At 46.5% G+C, this 24,558-nt stretch carries 18 protein-coding genes and 1 pseudogene; 5 read left to right on the top strand and 14 right to left on the bottom strand.

What is annotated here, in order from left to right:
• Positions 1 to 18 precede the first annotated feature (18 nt).
• The 6 genes from cheY to sixA form a co-directional block, all read right to left on the bottom strand.
• On the bottom strand, positions 19 to 387 hold the full coding sequence (cheY, locus tag CEQ48_RS08630; RefSeq protein WP_000697869.1) for a chemotaxis response regulator CheY: 369 nt from the start codon (positions 385 to 387) through the stop codon (positions 19 to 21).
• Positions 388 to 432: 45 nt separating this feature from the next.
• Positions 433 to 1,167 (bottom strand): RNA polymerase sigma factor FliA, encoded by a 735-nt coding sequence (locus CEQ48_RS08625; RefSeq protein WP_089070945.1) that lies wholly within the window; start codon positions 1,165 to 1,167, stop codon positions 433 to 435.
• A complete protein-coding gene (locus CEQ48_RS08620; RefSeq protein ID WP_000182546.1) occupies positions 1,160 to 2,047 on the bottom strand; it encodes a MinD/ParA family protein in 888 nt (295 codons plus the stop codon). Before CEQ48_RS08620 ends, CEQ48_RS08625 begins: the two co-directional genes overlap by 8 nt.
• Before the next feature lie 13 nt (positions 2,048 to 2,060).
• Complete coding sequence (flhF, locus tag CEQ48_RS08615; RefSeq protein WP_089070944.1) at positions 2,061 to 3,536, bottom strand: flagellar biosynthesis GTPase FlhF; 1,476 nt, start codon at positions 3,534 to 3,536, stop codon at positions 2,061 to 2,063.
• A gap of 34 nt (positions 3,537 to 3,570) precedes the next feature.
• Positions 3,571 to 5,664: a flagellar biosynthesis protein FlhA gene (gene flhA, locus CEQ48_RS08610; protein ID WP_089070943.1), complete on the bottom strand. Its 2,094-nt coding sequence runs from the start codon at positions 5,662 to 5,664 to the stop codon at positions 3,571 to 3,573.
• Between the two features lie 331 nt (positions 5,665 to 5,995).
• Positions 5,996 to 6,463 carry a phosphohistidine phosphatase SixA gene (gene sixA / locus CEQ48_RS08605; protein WP_175597505.1) on the bottom strand — a complete coding sequence of 156 codons (468 nt, stop codon included), beginning with the start codon at positions 6,461 to 6,463 and terminating at the stop codon, positions 5,996 to 5,998.
• Positions 6,464 to 6,657: 194 nt separating this feature from the next.
• Here sixA and CEQ48_RS08600 point away from each other — a divergent pair, with 194 nt between their 5' ends.
• Positions 6,658 to 9,429: an insulinase family protein gene (locus CEQ48_RS08600; RefSeq protein WP_198301244.1), complete on the top strand. Its 2,772-nt coding sequence runs from the start codon at positions 6,658 to 6,660 to the stop codon at positions 9,427 to 9,429.
• Here CEQ48_RS08600 and CEQ48_RS08595 read toward each other — a convergent pair.
• Positions 9,426 to 10,022 carry a VOC family protein gene (locus CEQ48_RS08595; RefSeq protein WP_089070941.1) on the bottom strand — a complete coding sequence of 199 codons (597 nt, stop codon included), beginning with the start codon at positions 10,020 to 10,022 and terminating at the stop codon, positions 9,426 to 9,428. The genes CEQ48_RS08600 and CEQ48_RS08595 overlap by 4 nt on opposite strands.
• A gap of 199 nt (positions 10,023 to 10,221) precedes the next feature.
• Between CEQ48_RS08595 and argS the strand changes: the two genes are divergently transcribed.
• Positions 10,222 to 11,955 (top strand): arginine--tRNA ligase, encoded by a 1,734-nt coding sequence (gene argS / locus CEQ48_RS08590; RefSeq protein ID WP_001025277.1) that lies wholly within the window; start codon positions 10,222 to 10,224, stop codon positions 11,953 to 11,955.
• A gap of 105 nt (positions 11,956 to 12,060) precedes the next feature.
• Positions 12,061 to 12,489, top strand: coding sequence for an HIT family protein (locus CEQ48_RS08585; RefSeq protein WP_069503635.1), 429 nt, complete (start codon positions 12,061 to 12,063; stop codon positions 12,487 to 12,489).
• 258 nt (positions 12,490 to 12,747) lie between these two features.
• Here CEQ48_RS08585 and CEQ48_RS08580 read toward each other — a convergent pair whose 3' ends face one another.
• The 5 genes and pseudogenes from CEQ48_RS08580 to znuA form a co-directional block, all read right to left on the bottom strand.
• Entirely contained in the window at positions 12,748 to 12,978 is a 231-nt protein-coding gene (locus CEQ48_RS08580) for a FeoC-like transcriptional regulator (RefSeq protein WP_000602537.1), read from the bottom strand.
• Positions 12,975 to 15,252: pseudogene (feoB, locus tag CEQ48_RS08575) on the bottom strand (Fe(2+) transporter permease subunit FeoB). The gene CEQ48_RS08580 and the pseudogene feoB overlap by 4 nt, the downstream one beginning before the upstream one ends.
• Complete coding sequence (locus CEQ48_RS08570; RefSeq protein WP_089070939.1) at positions 15,249 to 15,479, bottom strand: FeoA family protein; 231 nt, start codon at positions 15,477 to 15,479, stop codon at positions 15,249 to 15,251. The pseudogene feoB and the gene CEQ48_RS08570 overlap by 4 nt, the downstream one beginning before the upstream one ends.
• Before the next feature lie 764 nt (positions 15,480 to 16,243).
• Positions 16,244 to 19,588, bottom strand: coding sequence for an AraC family transcriptional regulator (locus CEQ48_RS08565; protein WP_198301243.1), 3,345 nt, complete (start codon positions 19,586 to 19,588; stop codon positions 16,244 to 16,246).
• 201 nt (positions 19,589 to 19,789) lie between these two features.
• The gene (gene znuA / locus CEQ48_RS08560) at positions 19,790 to 20,674 is read right to left on the bottom strand and encodes a zinc ABC transporter substrate-binding protein ZnuA (protein ID WP_198301242.1); all 885 of its coding nucleotides are present in this window, start codon (positions 20,672 to 20,674) and stop codon (positions 19,790 to 19,792) included.
• An 83-nt stretch (positions 20,675 to 20,757) separates the two neighbouring features.
• Between znuA and znuC the strand changes: the two genes are divergently transcribed.
• Both znuC and znuB read left to right on the top strand, forming a co-directional pair.
• Positions 20,758 to 21,546: a zinc ABC transporter ATP-binding protein ZnuC gene (gene znuC, locus CEQ48_RS08555; RefSeq protein WP_089070937.1), complete on the top strand. Its 789-nt coding sequence runs from the start codon at positions 20,758 to 20,760 to the stop codon at positions 21,544 to 21,546.
• Complete coding sequence (znuB, locus tag CEQ48_RS08550; RefSeq protein WP_089072362.1) at positions 21,539 to 22,321, top strand: zinc ABC transporter permease subunit ZnuB; 783 nt, start codon at positions 21,539 to 21,541, stop codon at positions 22,319 to 22,321. The genes znuC and znuB overlap by 8 nt, the downstream gene beginning before the upstream one ends.
• A gap of 106 nt (positions 22,322 to 22,427) precedes the next feature.
• On the opposite strand, the gene sucD is transcribed toward znuB, so the two are convergent.
• Both sucD and sucC read right to left on the bottom strand, forming a co-directional pair.
• Positions 22,428 to 23,300: a succinate--CoA ligase subunit alpha gene (gene sucD, locus CEQ48_RS08545; protein WP_000025475.1), complete on the bottom strand. Its 873-nt coding sequence runs from the start codon at positions 23,298 to 23,300 to the stop codon at positions 22,428 to 22,430.
• Entirely contained in the window at positions 23,300 to 24,466 is a 1,167-nt protein-coding gene (gene sucC / locus CEQ48_RS08540; RefSeq protein WP_001048578.1) for an ADP-forming succinate--CoA ligase subunit beta, read from the bottom strand. Before sucC ends, sucD begins: the two co-directional genes overlap by 1 nt.
• Positions 24,467 to 24,558: the final 92 nt, after the last annotated feature.

Genomic DNA, 24,558 nt, shown 5'->3' with positions numbered 1-24,558 from the left:
TTTGCCGCAGCAAAAGCCTTATAAACGCTCAAAAATTTTATCTAATTTTTCTTTAAGCGTAGCAGCGGTAAATGGTTTTACGATGTAACCATTCACGCCAGCTTGAGCGGCTTCAATGATTTGCTCACGTTTGGCTTCTGCCGTGATCATCAATACAGGAAGGTGCTTCAGCTCTTCGTCGGCACGGATATTTTTAAGCAGATCAATACCCTGCATGCCGGGCATGTTCCAGTCTGTCACTACAAAGTCAAAATCACCTTTCTTGAGCATAGGCAATGCCGTTAGGCCATCGTCCGCTTCCTGCGTATTATTGAACCCCAGATCTCGAAGTAGGTTTTTAACGATTCGGCGCATTGTTGAAAAGTCATCAACAATAAGGATCTTCATGTTTTTATTCAAAATTGCCTCCACTGAGTTTGAGATCAGTGATATTTAGTCATTCCGAGTCCAAGAACTTAACTTTGTTCTTAGTCGCTGCATAGATTGGCTGAGTATTTGGCTAACGCGAGATTCACTAACTCCAAGTACCTCACCAATTTCTTTTAAGTTTAGCTCTTCATCATAATAGAGCGAAAGTACCAAAGCTTCACGCTCCGGGAGCGATTTTATTGATTCAACGAGTGCTTTACGGAAAGATTCTTCAGCGACACCGTGAAAAGGCGAGTTATCTTCCCCCTCTTCAAACGGGGAAATCGCGTCATCAGAAACACCGAGATCCTCTATCCCAACAATGCGTGAACAGTTAATGTCCATCAGCACTGTGTGATACTGTTCTAGTGACATGTTTAAAAACTTTGCCACTTCAGCATCCGTTGGATCGCGATTGAGTTCTCCTTCGAGCACTGCAATCGCTTGACTGATTTCCCGATTATGTTTGTGCACAGATCGCGGAACCCAGTCACCACGTCGGATATCATCGAGCATAGCCCCACGAATCCGAATTCCGGCATAGGTTTCAAAGCTCGCGCCTTTACTTCCATCATAATTTTTTTGTGCCTCAAGCAAACCAACCATGCCAGCTTGAATAAGGTCTTCAATCAGAACACTGGGCGGGAGACGGCCAATCAAATGATGAGCGATACGCTTAACCAATACAGAGTACTTCTTAAGAAATAGCTGCTGGCTATTAAGATTTCCGTATTGATCGTATGTAAGCGCTTTATTCACCGAAAGGTTCCCCTACTGTTTCTGACCGATTAAGTAAGCGTTCAACGAAAAACTCTAAATGTCCACTAGGTGTTCGCGGTATCGGCCAAGTCAACGCTTTATTTGCCAGTGAGCTAATCGCCAGTGCGGCTGGCGAACGTGGATACGCATCCACCACGATTTTTTGTCGCTTCACCGCTTGGCGCACATTGTCGTCGAGTGGGATGCAGGCGACAAGTTCTAAGCTCACATTTAAAAACCGTTCTGTCACTAATGTTAATTTAGCAAATAATTCACGGCCTTCACGATAACTTCTCACCATATTAGCAACAATTTTAAATCGTTGAACTTGATGTTCTTTGCTCAGGAGCTTGATCAGGGCATACGCATCGGTGATTGACGTTGGTTCATCACACACCACAACCACCACATCTTGCGCGGCGCGTGAGAAGCTCACCACCATATCTGAGATGCCTGCCGCAGTGTCGATGAGCAAAATATCCATCTCATCTTCTAACGTGCCAAATGCACGAATCAGTCCCACATGCTGTGCATGTGATAGCTCGGTCATGGATTGCGTTCCTGACGTAGCTGGGATGATGCGAATGCCATGTGGGCCTTCCACAATCGCATCTTTAAGTTCGCACTCTCCTGCTAAAACATGGCCTAGGTTACGTTTAGGGCGAATGCCGAGCATTACGTCAACGTTTGCAAGGCCTAAGTCGGCATCGAGCACCATGACTTTTTTGCCCTGTTTGGCCATGCAGATTGCCATGCCTAAGGTGACATTCGATTTTCCTACACCACCTTTGCCCCCTGTTACCGAAATTACTTTGGTTACTGAAGGTTGGGTTAAGCGACGTAGGCCGCTTGCTTGGTCATATATCATTTTGTTTGTCATACCTGTCCGCCGCCTAGAATCTCTCTGAATCACTGGTCCAGTAATGAGGTTCATCTTCAGTCGACTTCTCTAGCAATTCGTTTGCCTTTGCGACCATGTATTTGGGTTGCGCGATTACGATATCTTCGGGCACTCGCTGCCCGTTAGCGATATAAGCGACCGGCAACGCATTTTGTACAACTACACTGACGAATTCGCCTAAACTTAAGCATTCGTCTAGCTTGGTCATAATGCATCCAGAAAGCGGTATCCTTCTGAAATGCTCAATGGTTTCTTGCAATACTTTGCGCTGCGCAGTGGCAGGCAAAACAAGATAGCTGTGAATAGTTTCTCCGCTCTCTTGCATCAAGGTATCCAACTGTTCTGACAATCGAACATCTCGCTGCCCCATCCCTGCTGTATCGACCAAAATCAGGCGACGATTACGTAGCTGATAGATTACATCGGCTAACTCGTTGGAATCTTTAGCAACTCTTACAGGACATCCCATAATTCGGCCATAAATCGATAATTGTTCGTGCGCGCCGATACGGTAAGTGTCTGTCGTCACCAAGGCAACGTTGTCAGAGCCGTATTCCATCGCAGCACGGGCGGCCAGTTTAGCCACAGTTGTGGTTTTCCCTACGCCAGTAGGCCCAAGCAATGCGACCACGCCGCCGCGTTTTAGAATGTCGTGTTTGATGACTGGAATTTGGTCGGAGACTAAACCTAACAGTGCTTTCCATGCTTTAGGGGGAGGCGTTTCCTCTGGAATATAGCAGGCCAATTGGTCAGCCATTTCCAAAGAGACGCCCATGCGCTCTAAACGTTTGATCAACATGGCACGCAGCGGCTCTCGCCGCTCGACTTCTTGCCACATTAATCCAGAAACTTGATGCTCAAGCAAACGGCGAATTGATGTCATCTCTTCACGCATCGTTTCTAATTCGCTGACGGCAACTGTGGGTTCTTCAGGCACTTTTCGATCATAACGAGTCGGGTCGAGCCTAGGCTTACGGCGTGTATCGGCATCGTCTTGCAGCAACTTACCGAGCGCAGAGTCAGGGCGTTGATGCTCTGCACCGCTGCTCTGCTTACGCTGCGGTGTACGATTTTCTGACTGGCGCTTGAGCAGCGCAGAGAGTGAATCTTCGTTTTCCGCACGGTGCCCTTGCTCATCTGCCGAGCTGTATTGCTTGAGCATATTGGCAAAGCGTTGAGTCATGGAGCGGCCAGTGTCGGCACTCGATTGCAAACTGACACGATCATCCACCAATTCTCTGCTCTTGGTCGGAGCGACCGAGGGCGAGACTTGGTTATAACCATGTCTAGGCTGCGAGTTGTAACGTTTGGCTGGTGCTGGCGCGGTTTCGCCATCGACAGCTGCCACAATTTCGACCCCACCCGCGACTTTTTTATTCGACATGATCACTGCATCTACGCCCAGCTCTTCTTTGACCTGAAGCAGCGCAGTTTTCATATCTTTGGCAAAAAATCGTTTTATTTTCAAAGCAGATTTCCGTCTTTAAAAAACGTGCGGACGATTAATTACCCACGGCCTGCACAATTCGAATTTGTTTCTCATCGGGGATCTCCTGATAGGAGAGCACACGAAGGTTGGGAATGGTGTTTTTCACAAACTTCGCCAGTGTTGAACGCAATACACCAGATGTCAGCAATACTGCGGGTTCCCCTTTCAACTCTTGCTCTTGAGTGGCGTGACTTAGAGCCATTTGCAGTCTTTCTGCCAGTCCCGGCTCAATACCTGCTGATTCACCACCCGAAGCTTGCATAGTTTGATGCAAAATTTGTTCCAGCTCCGGAATTAAGGTAATTACAGGCAATTCAGGCTCTACCCCATTGATTTCTTGGACAATCAGTCGTTTGAGTGAGATGCGCACCGCCGCAGTTAAAATGTCGGGTTCTTGACTCTTACTCGCGTATTCCGAAAGGGTTTGCACTATGGTGCGAATATCGCGGATCGGGATCGCTTCATGCAGTAAGTTCTGTAGAACTTTAACCACGGCACCCAGCGAAAGCTGATCTGGTACAAAGTTTTCCACCAGTTTGGGCGCGGAGCGCGAGAGCATTTCCAGTAGATTCTGAACTTCTTCATGGCCAATCAGCTGTGCGGCATTGTTGGTCAACAGTTGACTAAGATGAGTGGCGAGCACAGTGGAAGAATCGACTACGGTATAGCCCAAAGCTTGCGCATGCTCACGCTGATCTTCCCGTATCCATACCGCATCCAGACCAAAGGCCGGGTCGCGAGTACGCTCACCGTCAATCATGCCGTACACTTGTCCCGGGTTAATCGCCAACTCTTGATCTGGCCGAATTTCTGCTTCACCCACCGCTACGCCCATCAAGGTGATGCGGTAACTATTTGGCGTTAATTCTAGGTTGTCACGAATATGTACCGGTGGAATAAGGAAACCAAAGTCCTGTGACAGCTTTTTACGCACCCCTTTAACACGTTCAAGCAGCTCGCCACCTTGATCTTTATCCACTAGGGGGATCAAGCGATAACCCACTTCCAACCCAATCACATCAACCGGCTGTACATCATCCCATGACAGTTCACGTTGGGTCGGGGTTTCCACATCGCTCTTGGCGGGCAGATTTTTATTCTCGGCCTTGGTTTTCTGTTTACGGTGCAGCCAATACGCCGCACCACTGGCCAGTAGCGCCAAAAACAGGAATGCAAAATGTGGCATCCCGGGGACAATCCCCATAACGAACAGGATACCTGCGGTAATGGTGAGGGCTTTCGGGTTATCAAACAGTTGGAAGATAACCTGCTGCCCCATGTCTTCATCGGTATTTTGACGCGTAACCATAATCGCAGCGCCAATCGATAAGAGCAGTGATGGAATTTGGGCCACTAAGCCATCACCAATAGTTAGTAGGGTGTAGATTTCGATCGCTTCTTTGAAGCCCAAATCGTACTGGATCATCCCGATACTCAGACCGCCGATGATGTTGATAAAAAGAATCAAAATACCGGCGATCGCATCACCCTTCACAAATTTTGACGCACCATCCATCGAGCCGTAGAAGTCCGCTTCTTTGGTCACTTCAAAGCGGCGCACACGCGCTTGTTCTTGATCAATCAATCCCGCGTTCAAGTCAGCATCAATCGCCATCTGTTTCCCGGGTAAGGCATCCAAGGTAAAGCGAGCGCTCACTTCGGAAATCCGTCCCGCACCTTTGGTCACCACCATAAAGTTGATGATCATCAGGATAAGAAACACCACCAAACCGACTGCGTAGTTCCCACCAATCACCACGTTACCAAACGCTTCGATAACGTTACCCGCCGCACCTGGACCTTCATGACCGTACAGCAAAACGACTCGCGTTGACGCAACGTTCAGTGCCAAACGCAGCAAAGTCGCGATCAGCAGTACCGTTGGAAACGCCGCAAAATCTAATGGCCTGCGGGTATACACAGTAACCAGCAGCACCACTAACGAAAGAGCGATGTTGAAAGTGAAAAACAAGTCGAGCAGAAAGGCTGGCATTGGGAGGACAACCATCGCCAATGCGGCCAATACCATGACCGGAGCACCGATCGCAGGTATGCTGCGTTGTGGAATTGAAGGCAATTTGTCCGCAAATGGCAGTGTAAATTTCATAAATTTCTGGCTGTCACTGAAGGGTTAATCGGAACATCAAGGTTGTGCCTTTGCGATGCTATACCCAAACGACTTGGCGTTGCAGGTAGGCAGCATGTGAGTTCATCTCCATAGCATAGACAAACTCTATGTATGCGTGAACGAGCGTAGCCAACACTTCTGCAGCTTCAAGTAGAAAACATATATCGCGCTGATGCAATTTTCAGTCCATTCCCTACGTCAATTTTATGGCAATCTCAGTTAAGGCATCTCGCCTGAAAAAACAAAGCCTTAAAAACAACGAGAGCCGCAGGAGGCTCTCGATATACACGATAAATGATGGGAAATAGGGTTACGGATGCACATTCCACAAAGGCTGTCCATTCTGCGCTATGGGGTCGTAATCGATACAAATCATTCCTGAAGTCGGGAACATGGGTGGAATCATATCGGCCACAAATTCAGATACCAGATACCCCACTAGCGGTAAATGTGAAACCAGCAACAAGGATTCGAGCTGTTCAACCTCAATCAAGGCCGATAGGTAATCAAATACTCGATCCGACTGGCCGTAGGGCGTGATGCCATCGCAAGTTTCCACTCTTTTGGCGGAGAAATGATCCGTGAGCAGTTCCCACGTCTGTTGAGCACGTAAGTAAGGACTAACCAACACAAGATCGAAGCCCTTCACGCCCCGTTGATTGACGCATGCGCGAGCGACTGCTTCGGATTCATGACATCCTCTGTCGGTTAATGCTCTTTGTGCATCACTAGGAGCAAACTGCTGTGCTTCACCGTGACGCATAATATAAATCTTCATGTACACTACCTACGCTATGCAGTCTCTGGCTGCTTGGTTTTTTGATTATAACAGCAGTCTGAGTAAAGACTTCGACTTCGTTAACAGTCTATTAAAAAGCCAAGCGACAGACTAAACTGATAGGAATAATAGTACGATGTGTCAGTTTGGTGTTCTGTGACTCGTCTTTGACCCTACCAATCCGGAGAAATGCTGTGCATATCAGCCCCAATGATACTCACCAGTACCGATATATTACGCTGAGCAATGGCTTACGGACGCTACTCATCCAAAGCCCTGACGTCCAAAAATGCGCAGCGGCGTTAGCGGTCAACGTCGGACACTTTGACGATCCTATCGAACGCCAAGGTTTAGCTCACTATCTCGAACACATGCTGTTTTTGGGCACAGAAAAATACCCGAAAGTTGGCGATTTTCAAACTTTTATCAGTCAGCATGGCGGTTCGAATAATGCATGGACTGGCACAGAACATACCTGTTTCTTCTTTGATGTTTTGCCCAACGCTTTTGCTAAAGCGCTTGACCGTTTCAGTCAGTTTTTTATCGCACCGCTGTTTAATGCCGAGGCTTTGGATAAAGAGCGTCAAGCCGTCGACTCAGAATACAAACTGAAAATTAAAGATGAGTCACGCCGTCTCTACCAAGTACAAAAAGAGACCATTAATCCGCAGCATCCTTTTAGTAAGTTTTCGGTAGGTAATCAGCACACCTTAGGCGATCGTGAGCACAGCTCAATTCGAGATGAAATTATTGAGTTTTATCAGTCTCATTATTCCGCCAAGTTGATGACGTTGTCCCTGATTGGGTCACAAAGTTTTGACGAACTCGAAGCATGGGCTGAGCGTTATTTTGCCGCGATCCCAAACCCGCAACGCGATATCAAGCCCCTACCTCCTTTTGTTGATCGCGAACATACGGGAATTTTGATTCAGATTGAGCCTCTCAAAGAGATTCGTAAGCTGATCCTCGCTTTTCCGATGCCCAGCACTGAAAGCTACTATCAGAAAAAACCGCTCTCTTATTTTGCTCATTTAATTGGCTATGAGGGTGAAGGCAGCTTGCTCGAAGTTTTGAAAGAGAAAGGTTGGATCACCACTCTTTCTGCTGGCGGAGGGGTAAGTGGCAGTAACTACCGCGAATTTGCCGTCAGTTGTGTGCTGACTCAGGAAGGATTGGATCATGTTGATGAGATTATTCAAAGTCTATTCCAAACGCTGAATTTGATTGCGACTCAAGGCTTACAAGCGTGGCGTTATCAAGAAAAACGTGCTGTGCTTGAGTCGGCTTTCCGCTTTCAAGAAACCCAGCGCCCACTGGATATGGTCAGCCATTTAGTGGTCAACATGCAGCATTATGCCCCCGAAGATACGGCTTACGGGGACTATATGATGTCAGGCTATGATGAAGCCTTGTTGCAACACATTTTAAGTTATCTCACCCCAGAGAACCTGCGTGCCACCTTGATTGCGAAAGGGGGCGAGTACGATAAAAAAGCGCAATGGTACTTTACCCCTTATTCGGTTCGCCCTTTCACTGCTGAACAACTGCACAGATTCCGCCAGCCGTTGGATTTACCCATCTCGCTGCCTGAACCCAACCCATTTATCTGTTATGACCTCGATCCGTCAGAGGTCAAGGAAAACCACACTCTGCCGCAAGTGTTGCAGGACTTACCCGGATTCAAACTTTGGCATCAGCAAGACACCGAATTCAGAGTACCTAAAGGCGTGATTTATATTGCGATCGACAGCCCGCATGCCGTGGCTAACTGTCGTAATATCGTGATGACCCGTTTGTGTGTGGAGATGTTTTTGGATGCGTTAGCCAAAGAAACATACCAAGCCGAAATCGCGGGGATGGGCTACAACCTCTATGCCCACCAAGGTGGCGTGACGCTCACGTTGTCAGGTTTTAGCCAAAAATTACCGCAATTGATGGAAGTGATTTTACGTAAATTTGCGCAGCGCGATTTCCAGCCTAAGCGCTTTGCCACCATCAAGCAGCAAATGACTCGTAATTGGCGCAATGCCGCCCACGATAAACCCATCTCTCAACTGTTTAATGCGATGACTGGGTTATTGCAACCCAATAACCCACCTTATGCCGAGTTACTAGCCGCGATTGATGATGTACAACTGGAAGAGTTAGCCCATTTTGTCGACACAATTCTGTCACAGTTGCACGTCGAAATGTTTGTCTATGGTGACTGGCCTGCCGCCGAAGCCCACAAGATGGCGGAAGTGCTCAAAGACGCGCTACGCGTTCAAGGGCAAACTTATGAAGAGTCGCTTCGCCCATTGGTTATGCTCGGAAAGAGCGGAACGTTTCAACGTGAAGTACAGTGCCAACAAGATGATTCCGCGATTGTGGTGTATTACCAATCTCATGAAGTCAGCCCACGCAGTATTGCGCTTTACTCGCTGGCCAATCATCTGATGTCGGCCACCTTCTTCCACGAAATTCGCACCAAACAGCAACTCGGTTATATGGTTGGTACGGGCAATATGCCATTAAACCGCCATCCGGGTTTAATCTTATACGTTCAATCACCATCGGCTCCGCCAAGTGAATTGATCCGCTCTATTGATGAGTTTTTGAATGCCTTGTACATGGTGCTGCTTGAACTCAATGAATATCAATGGCATAGCAGTAAACGGGGATTGTGGAACCAAATCTCCGCGCCCGACCCGACACTCCGGATTCGAGCCCAGCGTTTATGGGTTGCGATTGGCAATAAAGATCTCAGTTTCGATCAGCGAGAAAAAGTGCTGGAAGAGCTTAAAAATCTCAGCCGTGCTGACATGATACGCTTCGTTGTCAATGAACTGAAACCACGTACGGCACATCGCTTAATTATGCATACTCAAGGCCGAGCCCATCACGATGCCCCTGCCTTACAACTCGGCCAAGAAATTGGCTCAGTGGAAGAGTTTCAACTGCGTCCTAAAGCTTATGATGTGGGTTAGGCCCTTTCGGATTCCACAATGGTTTGCAACGGGTGTGGATGCATCTTAATACACACCCCTTGCCACTGGAACGCAACGGTTGGGTTCGCCAAACGCTCCCCTTCACCTTGTGGACTCGACAGTTTCACTTTGATGCCGAGTTCATTAAGCTGATGCCATTTTTCCGCCAGTGAGGGGTAACCGCCTTTCAACTCCTCACAAAAAGCCTCTGCACTCAGAGCTTGTGAAGGGATCACAAATTCTACATGCTCCCAACTCTGCTCAGGATAGGTTTTCCCTTGCGCAGGATACGGCAGTTCAAGACACTCAATTTGCCAATGGCTCACTTGCAGTGGCTGGTTAAAACGAATCACGATGATCGGGCGGCCATTAATCTGCGCACAAGAGATCTCTTCACCATAAGCGAGCCAAGCTTGATGAGCGACTTGCGCCAATTGCGGATCGTTGATTCGCAGCGCAATATGGTCTAGCTGATTGGCTCGCAGATCTAAGCCTAAAAGATCAAGCAACTGCTCAATTTTGGCAATGAATACGTCGAGTTTTTCGAGCAGTTGTTGTGGAGCAAGCCCTGTCGCATAAAGTTGTTGTTGCATCTGTTCGCCTCAAAATGCCAGTTTGGACGCGATACTACCAAGATTGACGGAAAAAGGTGAAAATTTCCTGTGTTTCACCCTAGGTGGTTAGGCTGAATATTGTTATCATGACCGCCAATTAAACCATATTATTGTGATATGCCTCACTTCAAAAATGATGGCATTCCTCCCCTATTTCCTTGAATTGAAGGGTAAACGTGTGAATATCCAAGCACTGATCAATGATCGAGTTTCTCAGGCTATTGAAGCCGCAGGCGCACCAGCAGGCACTCCGGCACTGGTTCGCCAATCAGCAAAAGCACAATTTGGTGACTACCAAGCCAACGGCATTATGGGCGCAGCCAAGCAGTTAGGTACCAATCCTCGAGAATTTGCACAAAAAGTCTTGGATGTTCTCAATCTTGACGGTATCGCGAGCAAAACCGAAATCGCAGGTCCGGGTTTTATCAATATTTTCTTAAGCGAAGAGTTTTTGGCTGCGCAAGCCGAAGCGGCTCTGGCAGATGCTCGCCTTGGCGTGGCACAAGAAGCCCCAAAAACCATCGTGGCTGACTACTCAGCGCCTAACGTTGCCAAAGAGATGCACGTAGGCCATCTGCGTTCAACCATCATCGGTGATGCTGTCGTACGCACTCTGGAATTCTTAGGTCATAAAGTGATCCGAGCTAACCACATCGGTGACTGGGGCACTCAGTTCGGTATGTTGATTGCTAACCTTGAGCGCGTGCAAAAAGCATCGGGTGAGGTTTCGATGGAGCTTTCAGATCTCGAAGCTTTCTATCGTGAATCGAAAAAACTGTATGACGAAGATGAGCAGTTTGCAGAAACAGCACGTAACTACGTCGTGAAACTGCAAGGTGGCGACCCATTCTGTCTAGAGATGTGGAAGAAGTTGGTTGACGTGACCATGATTCAAAACCAACGTAACTACGACCGCCTGAATGTCTCCCTCACTCGCGAAAACGTCATGGGCGAAAGCATGTACAACGACATGCTGCCACAAATTGTCAGCGACCTGAAAGCCAAAGGTTTGGCAGTGGAAGATGATGGCGCGCAAGTGGTGTTCTTGGAGGAATTCAAGAATAAAGACGGCGAGCCTATGGGCGTTATCATTCAAAAGCGTGATGGCGGCTTCCTGTACACAACGACGGATATCGCCTGTGCTAAATACCGCTATGAAACACTGGGCGCAGATCGTGTGTTGTACTTCATCGACTCACGTCAACATCAACACTTGATGCAAGCGTGGACTATCGTACGCAAAGCGGGTTATATCCCAGAAAACGTCAGCTTAGAGCACCACGCATTCGGCATGATGCTGGGTAAAGATGGTCGCCCATTCAAGACTCGTGCAGGCGGCACTGTACGTTTGGCGGATTTGCTGGATGAAGCTGAAGAGCGTGCCAAGGCCCTGATCGAATCGAAAAATCCAGAGTTATCCGCAGAAGAAAAAGCCAACATCGCCAATACGGTTGCAATGGCAGCCGTGAAGTACGCGGATCTTTCTAAACACCGCACTACAGATTATGTGTTCGATTGGGACAACATGCTGGCATTTGAAGGCAATACCGCCCCTTACATGCAGTATGCTTATACTCGTGTGGCTTCTGTTTTTGCGAAAGCGGGCGTGGATATGAATGAGCTAACAGGTCATATCCAAATTACTGAAGAGAAAGAGAAAGCCTTGATCGCCAAACTGCTGCAGTTTGAAGAGGCGGTACAATCGGTCGCGCGTGAAGGTCAACCGCACATCATGTGTAGCTATCTGTTTGAACTAGCAGGCATTTTCTCTAGCTTCTACGAAGCTTGTCCAATTTTGGTCGCAGAGCAAGAAAGCATTAAGCAGAGTCGTTTGAAACTCGCTGCACTGACAGCGAAAACCATCAAGCAAGGTCTTGCTCTACTGGGCATTGACACTCTAGAGAGAATGTAATTGAAGTAGAGAAAAGGTTGGCCAATCGCCAACCTTTTCTTTATCACTTATCTGGCTTCAACCAGTCTTCAACCAAGAATAAAAATCGATTTGGAGGCGTATCTGATGGCGCATTTTGAACTGCATCCCCAATTGCAAAAAGACACCGATGTGATCGGCCATTTCCCGCTCTGTGTTGCTCTGTTACATAAAGATTCTGCCGTGCCTTGGGTTATTTTAGTCCCGCAAAGAGCGGATTTACGTGAACTACACCATCTGCCAATGGATGAGCAGCAGCAGTTTTTAGTCGAATCGCAGCTGGTTTGCCAAACTCTGGAAACTCTATTTTCCCCAGACAAACTCAACTTAGGTGCTCTAGGCAATATGGTGCCACAACTGCACATCCATCATATTGCACGCTTTACCCATGATATGGCATGGCCGGGCCCTGTTTGGGGCAGAACACAAGGCGTGTTTCGTACTCAGCAAGAGCAAGCGGCATTACTGACCCAGCTAAGAGATGCACTCGCAAAACATGTACTGTTTACGGCATAGCGCCTGCGTCATCACTGCCAGCTTAGACGAAGTACAAATCAAGCATCGCCGCTAAAAGCAGAGTGGTTTAGGAATGACCATAAAAAAACCGCATTACGCGGCTTTTTTATGAGTCGGTGATACCACAAGCAACTATACCCAAACTACTTGGAGTTGCAGGTAGGCGGCAAGAGAATTCATCCCCATGAGCATAGATACACTATGTGATTGGGGTGAACAAACGTTGTCAACACCGCTGCTCCTTCAAGTAGGAAGGTTTCACATAGTCACATTCACAGCAAGCGATCCTGCCTGATTCATGACGTAGCGCACTCGTACCACCTCATCCTCAGCGTTGATGTACTGTTGACGCGATAGGACACCTTTTTTAATCCATACCGCGAGCATCGCATCGATGCCATCTTCGCTCAGAGCAAAACGGCGCGCGAGCTCTTGCCTTGTGGCGCCATTTTTCGATTCAATCGCCGCTTTGAGTTCATTTAAAATCACGCGACTGGTACCTCTATCATCTTTTGCTTACGCCCTGTCTGTTTAAGTGCCCAGTAGGTAGCAAATCCGATGCCCACAATCACACTAATCCAAATTAAGCTATACATTGGGTGCTGAGCAATATGGGTAGCTTGGTAGTAGAGCACCGCAGAACCGTAGGCCAGCCCCATTGTCCATACCGCAATAAAGCGCGCGTAAGCTGCACCAAATTCGCGTACATAGGCCCCCATCGCTGCGACACAAGGGGTATAAAGTAAAATGAAGATCAGATAAGCAAAAGCCACATGAGCATTGGCAAAATAGGTATGTAAATTACCAAAGATCGAGCCGTCTACTTCTTGCTCTTGCGCAACAGCCTCAGTATCCGTCAAATCCCCTACTTCAATTCCTAGTGGGTCGCCAAAACTGAGCCCAGCAAGGTTGTCAGGAATCGTCATTAAGGCCTCTTGCAAACTCGCCAGCAAATCGTATTCCGCCGCCTCTTCTGCTTCAGGTGTGGTGGTGTAAAGATTATTTAGGGTGCCCACAACGGCTTCTTTCGCAAAAATACCTGTGATGATACCAACCGTTGCAGGCCAGTTTTCCTGAGTGATACCCATAGGAGAAAACACTGGCGTCACAAGCTGCGCGGCTTTGGAAAGCACGGATTTATCACTATCCTCATTACCAAAAGAGCCATCTGTGCCAAGTGAATTGAAAAAACTCAAAATCGTCACCACGACAACAATGGTTTTGCCCGCTCCCAATACAAAACGCTTCAGCTTTTGCCACGTTTTGATCACCACGTTTTGTAAGGTTGGGATTTCATAGTCCGGCATCTCCATGATTAAGCTCTCGCTGACACCAGGATAGAGGGTCTTTTTCAGTACCAAACCTGTCAATACCGCCGCAGCAATCCCCAATAAATAGAGGGCAAACACCAAATCTTGGCCACTTTGTGGGAAAAATGCCGCCGCAAACAACGCATAAACCGGTAAACGAGCACCACAAGACATAAATGGAGCCATCGATGCCGCGAGCTTACGCTCACGCTCTTGATCCAGCGTGCGCGTCGCCATAATAGAAGGCACGTTACACCCGAAACCGAGGACAAGCGGGACAAACGCTTTACCGGGCAAACCGATTTTCTGCATCACTTTATCCAGAACAAATGCAGCACGAGACATGTAACCGGAGCTTTCTAATACCGCTAAGAATAAATACAGGCAAGCGATGACAGGAATAAAGGTTGCAACGGTTTGGATACCGCCACCAATACCATCAACGATCAAGGTCACTAACCAAACGGGGAGATGGTCATCCAGTAAATGGTGTCCGCCATCAACCAACAATGCACCGACGCCAATATCAAAGAAATCGATAAATGCACTGCCGATATTGATTGAAAACATGAACATCAGGTACATCACAGCAAAAAAGAACGGGATGCCAACCCACTTGTTGAGGATAATGCGATCGGCTTTTTCGGTGAATTTATGGCTCAGTTTACCCTCGGTACGTCGCACGTGGGTGCACAGCTCATGTAAATAGGTATAACGTACGTTGGCGACGAGAAGATCAATATCAACCTGACACTCATGTTGACGTTGCTCTACGTTTTGGCGCTCCGTTTCTTTTAATCCGTTAATCACTAAACGATCGTTTTCTAAGGCTCGAATCGCCAGCGCGCGCGCTGAAACCGCTTGCTCAGCAAACATTGGTTCTAGCTCATGAATCAATGACTCAAATTCAGCACCGTAGTGAAGTTCAATCTGCTTTAACGCAATCCCTTGTACTAGCAGCTTATGCAATTTTTCTTTAAAGCGGCGAACTTGCTCTTTATTGTTGGCAGAAAGCGCCAACACAGGACACCCCAAAAACGCTTCTAGTTGTTTGAGGTCGAGATGAACACGTTCACGCTTAAGCGCATCCATTTTGTTAAGTACGACAATCATTGGACGCCGCAATTCACGCAGTTGCAGCGTCATATATAAGCTGCGCTCAAGGCACGTCGCATCAACTACGTTAATGATCACATCCGCAGGATGCGTCAAAACGGCACGTGAAGCGATCGATTCGTCAATACTGTTACTATCATTACCGCTATCTAAAGCATAGATTCCGGGCAGATCGGTGAGTGAAAACTCATCTCCCGCATGAACAAAACTGCCGGTTTTTTTTCTCAACGGTGACACCCGCCCAGTTACCGACTTGTTGTTTTGCTCCAGTAAGACCATTGAATAGCGTTGTTTTTCCGCTATTCGGATTGCCGACGGTAAGTACTTGATACTTCATTGTGCTCTCTCCACTTCAATACTTGCCGCAATATTTTCGCGCAACGCGATCGAAACACCGCGCACTTCAACTTGAAGCGGATCGCCCATTGGCGCTCGGCGAATCAATACGACTTCGGTATTAGGGAGTACTCCCATCACCATCAGTTTCTTTCTGACCGTATCAGAAAGTCCATCCAATGCGAGGATAATTCCACGCTCGCCTGCTTTCATTTGTGACAATTTCATAGAGGTAACTTTGAAAAGGAAGTGTTAATAAGAAATATTACTATTAATGTTAACCGAAATTACCATAAGGAAGGTATGGATTTCTTGCGCGAAAACAATGTTTGCTTAGGTAATAGGCAACGTCAATTCTGTCAAAAACTTCTCGTCAAAAACGTCAAAGACCGAGTCAGAAAAATATCATTCAGAAATGCAGCATGATAGAAAAAACGACGAATTTAATTTATACGATAAAAATCAAACACTTAATCCAATCCATAAGCTTCTGTCGTTTTTCTATGTAAAGTTGTCGTTAATTTTATAAGTAAAAAAAGTCGAGCGGGCTATAGTGAATTCGTTGAAAGGACATCCCTCCTAGAGACAAGAATTCCAGAGGTGGTATGACTATGTCATATCACTCCGGCAGCAAGCGAAGGTGTCGTTGACACCCGTGGTATAGTCCCCCCGGCTATACCACGATATTTTTTTCTACTGATTTACCTCTATCACAACCATCCATTTCAATAACATTTATTTCTTGAGCCTTTTCAGCAACAAGCTTGATAGCCTCCGTTTCTCTGAACAAATTTCATCGTATTTGCAGCTCTCTATTATTGGCCGCCGAGCTAGATTCCCAACTTGTAGCTTTTCTATTTATTAAAACTGCAGACAGAATTGGCTACGTTGATTTATCCCCACCACCTAATCTACGTTAATGGGGATAAACTCCTTTGTTGGCTACCTGCACTCTAGCGATTGGCGACAGGGTGGGATAGAGATGAAGGCTCTTAGTTTTCTTGGTCTTCGATGAACTGACTTGGCGATAATCCAAAATGATGTTTGAAACGCTGGCTGAAATAGGAGGGGTCATTAAATCCGCAATCAAAGGCGACCTGCGCGATTTTCGTCCCACTCAATAAACTTTGACACGCTTTTTCTAATCGAACTTCATTCAAAGATTCTTTGAAAGTTTTCCCTGTTACTGCTTTAAAGCGACGCTGTAAACTGCGTTCAGAGACATACAACAACTGCGCGGCCGTAGATGTGGTGAAATTGGGATCGCTGTAATGCAGCTCAATCAGTTTCTCGACTTTACTGAGCCATTCTTTCTCCACATCATCAATCCCAACCTTAACCGCCAGCTCACCTTCTTCTTGTTTATGGATAGGTTCCAATTCCGGTAAGCTAACCAATGGCCAAGCTAGTTCAATAACATTACGTTCTTTCAATGCTAAAACATGCAATTCACCACCACTGCGAGTGGCCAATTCTTCAAGCGGATAACTATTTCCTGATAAGGTCACCATCATTTGGTTTATGTTTTGGATAGGCACACCAAAATCAGAAAACACGATGACAGCCTGCGCATTTCTCATTTCAAGTTGTATGGTTAATTCTTGATGTTTGTATAGTCTTTTGATCGCATCCGTTAGCACGGCATTAAATAACACATCAAGATTGAATTGCCGCACTTCAACAAAACGAGATTCACCACTATAAGTCAGTTTAATCTGCGCTCTGTTGTACTCTTCTTGCCAGCTTTTTAACGCTGACTCAATCAAAAGATGCAAATCATGATATTTACTTTCTTCGTCATCTCCACGATGCATAAAATGCAGTTGAGCTAGTTCTTGCTTAACTTTATTGAAAGGTGCTTCAAATTCACTCCACGCTCGAACTTTCGCATAAGAAGACAAATGCCGTAGTGATGCATCAATATTTTCTAAAACGTTGCCAAGAATCGTATGGTGGAGCTGCAATTGTTTTCGAAGTTGATGGTTATTACTCAGCACAATTTTACTTTGATGACGTAACTGGCTCGTTTTGAGGTCAACTTGCGCTTTTAGCTTACGATTAGCGCTCAATATCATTCGAGTTCGCCACCAAAAAGCGAGTGCTAACAAGCCCAGCAAACTAAGCACATATCCGATAATAGCAACAGGATTCATATACCAAGGTTGTAAAACTTCAAAATCAAATAGGGCTTCGGTTCGGTATCGTTGTGTCGGATTCGCGCTACGAACTTTCAAACGGTATTTGCCTGGTAACAGTTGGTCAAAATTGAGTAGAGCCCAATCAAAACGCTGCCACTGCTGTTCATCGTTGAGTTTGTACTCTAAAGACTGACTACGTGAAGAAGGCAAAGCCCCAAACTGGAAACTGATCGAATCGCCATAAGCAATTTTCAGTGGTTCTGGCATACGATATCCCAAAAGCTTAGTCGCATGATTCACACTGACTTGACTAAATGTCACCTGAATATTGGGCAAATTAGATACTGCTAATTCTTCTGTATTTGTTTTCACCACACCAAACTGAGACCCGATGATCAGCGAAGAGATCTCTTGTACCTCACCTACCGCACAAGATCCCGATAAAAACTCATTATTAATCAAACCATAAGGGGCTCCAAAATGTTTAGTAAGCTCTTGGTTGCGGTAGTAACTGATCCCTTGTGTGGAAATAAGCCACATACCTTGTTGGGATTCCGTAATACACAAAGGTTGAATATTCTCTTCGATTAACTCTACTGCTGCGGCTTCTGGTTGGTCTTTGCGCCACTGAAAGACCCCATAAGAGCCAACGACCCAAATATGGCCCGCTGAATCTTCAACAACTTGTAGAATCTCACCATAACGATGGCTCGAAAAATCAAAGCGGATCTGCTGTTCAAAGAGTGAATAAGCGCCATGTTCAGTACCTATGACAACGCCTTTTGTCACCGCTGCGATCAGAGTGATCCGTGATGGTGAAAACGCTTTCACCATCCATTCAGAACCATAATCTCGATAGGTTTGTTCAGAAAGTGAATATGACCAGATTTGGTGGTTGCTTGCTCCCCACAGGTTGCCATCACTATCTAAACTGAGATGCTCAATAGCAGTTTGTAGTAGCATTAGTGGCAGATTAGGTGTATCAATACCACGGCGATTCAAATTGTAACGAACCAAGCCTTTTTCTGTCGCTATCCAAATATGTTCTTGCTCAATCACAAAATCATTCACCTTACCTGGATAAATAAGGTTTTTACGCAACTCATCAGAAAAGTTGAAGCTATACAACCCTTGCTGGGTTATAGCCAAATAGTCTCCGCTAGAGTTGAGAGACGTAATCTTACCTATCGGCGTTTTACTTCCGTCATTAGATAGAGCTTGTGCTGGATACCGAGTGAACTGCTGACCAAACAGGGAATAGTAAAAAATCCCCTTATCGGTTCCTATCCACATTCCACCTTGGAAGTCATTGACCATGGCGTAGATTTTCTTACCCAATAAGGCATAGCCATCTTGACTGTTACTCTCAAGCTGAACCACTTTTCCTGTGATGAAAGAATAAACAAAAAGGCCATCTTCGGTGCCAATCCAGTACTCTTTCTCTGTTTCAGCGATCGACAATACATGAGAGGAACCAATTCTATCAGGCAATGCACGCTTATTTTCGATATCGATAATTAACGCACCACGTTTAGAGCCTATCAACAACTCACGACGTTTATGAGAAAAATAGAGTTTCTGGACGAAGTGTTTACCCGATTTTTTTACATGGGAGAAACCTTGAACGTCTGACAAATACACACCGACATTGGTCGCTAAAGCCCATTTCGATACTAAAAACTGCGCATCGTTAATCACGACCTTGCTGGCACTATTGAGCTGATAAAGTTCATGTAAAGAGAGGGACTCGACGCGTCCACTTCGGATCTCATAACTATAAAAGTTTTCCCCATCGACCATCCAGATCATGCCGTTTGAGGCTCCCATCTGAACAATTTGCGTTCCCGGAGTTAAGCTCAACATCAGCTCTTTTTCCCCTCCCGGATAGGTTCTGAATAACTCATGTTGTTCGAAAGCCCAGAATGCACTGTTGGCATAAACAATATGACTAGACATTTGTGGCAAAACTGAACCACGTCGAGGTAATACATTCTGCCCATCAAAGTACATCACTTTGCCATGAACATCATGCACCCAGATACCACCATCACTGCCGAGGTAGAGGTTTTGCGCAACAATGACCTTCCCCTGCTCTTGAATGGGCAGAGGATAGAAAATGGACATGGATTTATCTAACGCCAATACCAAGGATGGGATCATGATATTGAGCAAGCAGCCATACAAAAATGTGCGAAACACGAGTTCCCCTGTCAGCGATAATTCAAAAATTTGTGCGTTATTATTTTAGATATAGAAAGGAGCACAAAATCTCATACATTCTAACGAATCCCCAACCTGTATGCAGTTTGAAAGGTTTAGAAAGACCATTTTTTTAGGATTTGGATACAAAAAAATGCGGCTTAAGCCGCATTTAGAGAAATTATTGAGAGACTTATCTATTTAGGATTGAGACAAACAAGCGTAGTAACTCTCAGCCAAACTACTCAGGAAGGAAAAATAGCTGCCCGCTTTCAGTTCAATCGCACTTCCGAGTGGATCAAGTACACCAGTTTTGGCTGGCGTCCCTCGTACGACAGCTTCAATAATCGCTGGCTCAAATTGCGGTTCTGAAAATACACATTTGGCGAGTTGAGCATTCAAGGTCTTTTTTATCGCGATCAGTGTTTTGGCTCCTGGCTTTCGCTCTGGACTCACCGTAAAGTGACCAAGGTTATTCAATGCAAAGTGCTGTTCGAAATAGCCATAAGCATCATGAAAAACGTAGTAAGGCACGGTCGTGACAGGCTTGAGCTTTTCACCAATCGTGTTGTCTTGCTCGGCAAGGTTAGCTAAAAAGCGAACAAGATTATCTTGATACTGCTGCTGATGATCAGCATCAAGCGCAATCAGTTTTTCCGTAATTGCACTCGCGACTTGCCCAACTGGCTCCATCCCTAACCAGAAATGAGGATCATAATGTCCGTGATGATGCCCATCATGCTCATGCTCCTCCTCCTCGCCATATTCTCGCAGTGCTAAATTAGGGACTTGGCTTAATGTTAGTGCTGACGTACGGCCTTCCAGCAGTTTACTCATGAAGGGTTCAAGATCTTGACCAAACCAAATAACCAAATCTGCTTGTTGAATCCGCTTTACATCTGATGGACGTAGCGCATAATCGTGCGGCGATGCACCGGAGGGTAAAAGCACATCAGGTTTCCCCATCCCCAGCATCAACTCGTAAGTGATCATCTGTATCGGTTTAATGCTGGTCAGTACTTCGATTGCGCTGGCTGATTGAGCAAACAGTGCTACGACAGTAAGTAAAAAAAATCTCGATAACATGGTCGCCAAGCTCCTGTTAGTGGCTTTTATTGGGCATGAATGTTACTTTATAACATAATCATTTTGCAAATGAGTTCTATTCCATGGCTATTCTGATTGAATTGCAAGACATATGCGTCGATTTTGAACAAAGACGCGTACTTGACAATATCCAGTTAACTCTCACCAAAGGCAATATTACAACGCTTATCGGCCCCAACGGTGCAGGCAAATCAACCTTAGTGAAAGTCATTTTGGGATTACAACCTATAAGTTCTGGAAAAATCATTCGCCAGCCAGGGATCCGTATCGGCTATGTACCGCAAAAACTCAAACTGAATGACACATTGCCGCTGACGGTGAGTCGCTTTTTGAAACTTGCAGGTCGTTTTAGCACCCAAGAGCTATCGGAAGCATTGCGCCTAGTCGGTGGCGAGCATCTTCAAAGCAGTGATATGCATAAACTCTCCGGCGGTGAAACACAGCGTGTACTGCTTGCCAGAGCCTTATTACAAAGACCAGACTTGCTTGTGCTCGATGAGCCTGCTCAAGGGGTCGATGTACAAGGACAAATTGACTTATACGACCTCATCCACACCTTGCGCAACCGCTTTGGCTGCGCTGTGTTGATGGTTTCTCACGATTTACATTTGGTGATGGCCAAAACCGACGAAGTGATCTGCTTACAACACCATGTCTGTTGCTCTGGCTCGCCGGAGAGTATCGCCAAACACCCGAGTTATTTAGCGATGTTTGGCCATCGGAGCCGAGACACGCTGGCTTTTTATCAACACCACCACGAGCACCACCACCACGATTTATCTGGCTTACCGGTCAAAGGGAAAGCGAGTGTTTGCTCACATCATTCACATGGTCACCACAAACATGATTGAACTTCTTCTACCTTCTCTTCTTGCTGGTCTCGGAATTGCCATTATTGCTGGCCCTCTCGGATCTTTCGTGGTTTGGCGCAGAATGGCTTATTTTGGTGATACCCTTGCTCACGCCTCACTACTGGGTCTGGCGCTAGGTTTTTTACTCGACATCAATCTGTATCTGGCACTATTGGTCTGCTGTTTGGGGATGGCGGCCATTTTAGTGGCGATGCAAAAGCAAAAACTCATCGCGACCGATACCCTACTTGGGATTATGGCGCACAGTGCGCTATCGCTCGGTATGATTGCGGTGAGCTTTCTTGATAATGTCCGCATCGATTTGATGAGCTATCTGTTTGGTGATTTGCTCGCGATTAGCCCATCCGATCTTACCTTTATCTGGTTCGGTGTCGTCACTGTCAGTTTGATTGTATATCTTCTCTGGCAACCCCTTCTCTCGACTAGCGTGAATGAAGAGTTGGCCTTTGTTGAAGGAACCAACACTGACCTGATGCGTTTAATCTTGATGCTACTTATCGGTTTGGTGATTGCCGTCGGGATGAAATTTGTCGGGGCTTTGATTATGGGCTCGCTGTTAATCATCCCCGCGGCTACTGCTCGCCGTCTTTCACGCACCCCAGAAGCCATGGCGTTTTGGGCGATCGGACTTGGAATATTAAGTGTGATCGGTGGTTTAGCACTGTCTTGGCACTTTGACACACCCGCTGGTCCGTCTGTGGTGGTTTCGGCTGCGGTATTGTTTGTACTCACCCAGTTTAAACGGGTCGCTTAACGCTGTATCACATTAGCTTTTAGTAAAAAAAAATGGCATTTAGTAAAAAGAAACCCCGAAGCTGTGTTCGGGGTTTTTTATTATCTGAGTAAGTAATCGCGGTAGATTACCAACCAGTCACTTCACGCAGCGCTTTGCCAATATCGGCAAGACTTTTTACTGTCTTCACGCCTGCAGATTCAAGTGCTGCAAATTTCTCTTCAGCGGTACCTTTACCACCAGAGATGATCGCACCAGCATGACCCATGCGTTTGCCCGGAGGAGCCGTTACACCTGCGATATAAGAAACGACAGGTTTTGTGACGTTGGCTTTGATGAAAGCAGCTGCTTCTTCTTCCGCTGTCCCACCGATTTCACCGATCATCACAATCGCTTCTGTCGCTGGATCTTCTTGGAACATCTTCAGGATATCGATGAAGTTTGAACCCGGAATTGGGTCGCCACCGATGCCCACACAGGTAGACTGGCCGAAACCTTCGTCTGTGGTTTGTTTAACCGCTTCATAAGTCAAAGTACCAGAGCGAGAAACGATACCCACTTTACCTTTCTTATGAATGTGTCCTGGCATGATGCCAATCTTACACTCATCCGGTGTGATAACACCTGGACAGTTAGGGCCAATCATACGAACGCCAGTCTGTTCCAGTTTCACTTTGACATCAATCATGTCAGTGGTAGGAATGCCTTCAGTGATCGTCACGATAAGCTTGATGCCAGCATCGATCGCTTCCAGAATCGCATCTTTACAGAATGGTGCTGGTACGTAGATGACTGTGGCAGTTGCGCCAGTCACTTCAACGGCTTCACGAACCGTATTAAACACAGGCAAGCCTAGATGCGTGGTACCGCCTTTACCCGGCGACACACCACCGACCATTTGTGTGCCATAAGCAATCGCCTGTTCAGAGTGGAAAGTACCTTGACCCCCGGTGAAACCCTGACAAATGACTTTAGTGTCTTTATTGATAAGAATCGACATTATTTGCCCTCCGCCGCGGCAACTACTTTTTGTGCTGCGTCTGTCAAAGATACAGCTGCAATAATATCTAGACCTGATTCGGCCAGCACTTTGCGTCCAAGTTCTGCGTTTGTACCTTCCAGACGCACAACCACTGGAACGCTTACGCCGACTTCCTTAACCGCACCAATAATACCTTCCGCGATCATATCGCAGCGCACAATGCCACCAAAGATGTTCACCAGTACGGCTTTTACATTGGTATCAGACAAGATGATTTTGAAGGCTTCTGCAACACGCTCTTTGGTCGCGCCGCCACCAACATCAAGGAAGTTTGCGGGTTTTCCGCCGTGCAAGTTAACAATGTCCATCGTACCCATCGCAAGGCCAGCACCGTTAACCATACAACCTACGTTGCCATCCAGCGCGACGTAGTTCAGTTCCCATTTTGCTGCGTGTGCTTCGCGCGCATCTTCTTGAGAAGCATCGTGCATTTGACGCAGTTTGGGTTGACGGTACATCGCATTGGAGTCGATGTTGATTTTGCCATCAAGGCACAGCAAGTTACCTTCTGCAGTAATCACCAGCGGGTTGATTTCCAGCAGTGCGAGATCATATTGAGCAAACATTTCACCCAGGCCCATGAAGATTTTCACGAACTGTTTGATTTGATCACCTTGCAAGCCTAGTTTGAATGCCAACTCACGACCTTGGTAGGCTTGTGGGCCAACCAGTGGATCAATTGCCGCTTTGTGGATCAGTTCTGGAGTTTCTTCTGCCACTTTCTCAATTTCCACGCCACCTTCAGTCGATGCCATGAAAACGATACGACGTGTAGAACGGTCAACTACCGCACCAAGATAAAGCTCATTAGCGATATTTGATGCTTCTTCAACCAAAATTTTTGAAACCGGTTGGCCATTTGCATCCGTTTGATAAGTTACTAGGTTCTTACCTAGCCATTTTTGTGCAAACGCTTTTACACCTTCTTTAGTGTCATGCAGTTCAACGCCACCTGCTTTACCACGTCCACCTGCGTGAACTTGGCATTTTACGACTTTCTTGGCTGTGCTGATGCGTCCTGCAGCTTCAAACGCTTCTTGTGGCGTATCACAAGCATAACCTTCCGGTACAGGCAAACCGAATTCTGCAAACAGCTGTTTAGCTTGATATTCATGCAAATTCATTGTGTTGTTCCATTTGTTTATTGTTCTTCCATAGAGTCCATTGAGCTGAACTTTACGTTTGTAGGGTCACTCTTGAGCGAGTAGCCAATCTT

The sequence above is a fragment of the Vibrio tarriae genome, from assembly GCF_002216685.1.
Lineage (GTDB): Bacteria > Pseudomonadota > Gammaproteobacteria > Enterobacterales > Vibrionaceae > Vibrio > Vibrio tarriae.
Note: the sequence above shows the minus strand (reverse complement) of the source record. Positions and strands in the feature narration are given on the sequence as shown.

Coding starts and splice junctions, on each gene's coding strand:
- CEQ48_RS08620 (WP_000182546.1), bottom strand. CDS start 2,047: ATGACAAACAAAATGATATATGACCAAGCAAGCGGCCTACGTCGCTTA.
- CEQ48_RS08585 (WP_069503635.1), top strand. CDS start 12,061: ATGGCGCATTTTGAACTGCATCCCCAATTGCAAAAAGACACCGATGTG.
- znuB (WP_089072362.1), top strand. CDS start 21,539: ATGATTGAACTTCTTCTACCTTCTCTTCTTGCTGGTCTCGGAATTGCC.
- sucD (WP_000025475.1), bottom strand. CDS start 23,300: ATGTCGATTCTTATCAATAAAGACACTAAAGTCATTTGTCAGGGTTTC.
- CEQ48_RS08595 (WP_089070941.1), bottom strand. CDS start 10,022: ATGCAACAACAACTTTATGCGACAGGGCTTGCTCCACAACAACTGCTC.
- sixA (WP_175597505.1), bottom strand. CDS start 6,463: ATGAAGATTTATATTATGCGTCACGGTGAAGCACAGCAGTTTGCTCCT.
- znuA (WP_198301242.1), bottom strand. CDS start 20,674: ATGTTATCGAGATTTTTTTTACTTACTGTCGTAGCACTGTTTGCTCAA.
- CEQ48_RS08570 (WP_089070939.1), bottom strand. CDS start 15,479: ATGAAATTGTCACAAATGAAAGCAGGCGAGCGTGGAATTATCCTCGCA.
- flhA (WP_089070943.1), bottom strand. CDS start 5,664: ATGAAATTTACACTGCCATTTGCGGACAAATTGCCTTCAATTCCACAA.
- sucC (WP_001048578.1), bottom strand. CDS start 24,466: ATGAATTTGCATGAATATCAAGCTAAACAGCTGTTTGCAGAATTCGGT.
- cheY (WP_000697869.1), bottom strand. CDS start 387: ATGAAGATCCTTATTGTTGATGACTTTTCAACAATGCGCCGAATCGTT.
- znuC (WP_089070937.1), top strand. CDS start 20,758: ATGGCTATTCTGATTGAATTGCAAGACATATGCGTCGATTTTGAACAA.